The organism is Streptomyces sp. NPDC001970 (genome assembly GCF_053594115.1).
The window spans coordinates 1-1,105 of sequence record NZ_JBSFDW010000126.1 but is presented as its reverse complement, the minus strand read 5'-3'; the positions used below and the strand labels follow the sequence as shown (position 1 = coordinate 1,105).

The following is a 1,105-nucleotide window of genomic DNA, read 5'->3' as shown; positions in this document are numbered from 1 at the left end:
ACTAGGGCCTGTGTTAGGTCGTGATCAATCTTGCCGATCCGGATCCGCCTGGAAGGCGGATCCGGTAGGAAGACGAGCGTGACGCGCAGACAACTGACTGACGAGCAGTGGAAGTTGATCGAGCCGTTCCTGCCGATAGGCGAGTACGGCCCGTACCCCGGGCGGCTGCGGGATCAGTTCGAGGGGGTGATCTGGCGGTTCAGGACAGGCGCGCAGTGGCGTGAGATGCCGGACGTCTTCGGGCCTTGGCCGACCGTCTATGGACGTTTCCGGGTCTGGAGGAACGCCGGTGTCTTCACCGCCCTGCTGGAGGGTCTGACCGCCGAAGCCGCCAGCCAGGGCAAGACGGACTTGTCCCTGGTCAGCGTGGACTCTACGACCGCCCGCGCTCACCACGACGCCGCCGGGATGCTCGTCGGCAAGGACGTCATGGAGGCTCTGGAGGAGGCCGCCGCAGAGCAGGAACAGGCTCGGCAAAAGGGGGCGACGAGGGGGAACAGAACGGGCGGGACGGCGGAGACGAGCCTGAGCGAGAAGAGCGCCGACGCGTCCGCCGCCGACGCAGGCTCCGCCTGAAGGAAGCCCTGCTCGGCAGGTCCCGCGGCGGACTGACCAGCAAGATTCACCTGGCCGCCGATCGTAAGCGCAGGCCGCTGTCGTTCGTGCTGACCGCCGGGCAGGCCGCGGACAGCCCACAGTTCATCCCCGTGCTGAAGAAGGTCCGCGTCTGCCTCCCGGTGGGCCGTCCGCGCACCCGGCCGGGTGCGGTCGCCGCGGATAAGGCCTACTCGTCCCGCGCCAACCGCGCCTACCTACGGAAACGCCACATCAAGGCGGTCATCCCGGAGAAGAAGGACCAGGCCGCCAACCGCAAGAAGAAAGGCAGCCGGGGCGGGCGGCCCGTCAGCCACGACGCCGACCTCTACAAGGAACGGAACGCCGTCGAGCGCCTGATCAACCGGCTCAAGGACTGGCGCGGCATCGCCACACGCTTCGACAAGACGCCCGAGAGCTACCTCGCCGGCCTCGAACTCCGCGCCTCGATGATCTGGCTCGAAGATCTCTTGCGAGCAGCCGATTGATCACGACCTCACACAGGCCCTAG

The 1,105-nt window shown here is 67.3% G+C and carries 1 pseudogene; it reads left to right on the top strand.

Annotation, left to right across the window (positions count from 1 at the left end):
* Positions 1 to 78 precede the first annotated feature (78 nt).
* Positions 79 to 1,082: pseudogene (locus ACWCP0_RS42170) on the top strand (IS5 family transposase).
* Positions 1,083 to 1,105 lie beyond the last annotated feature (23 nt).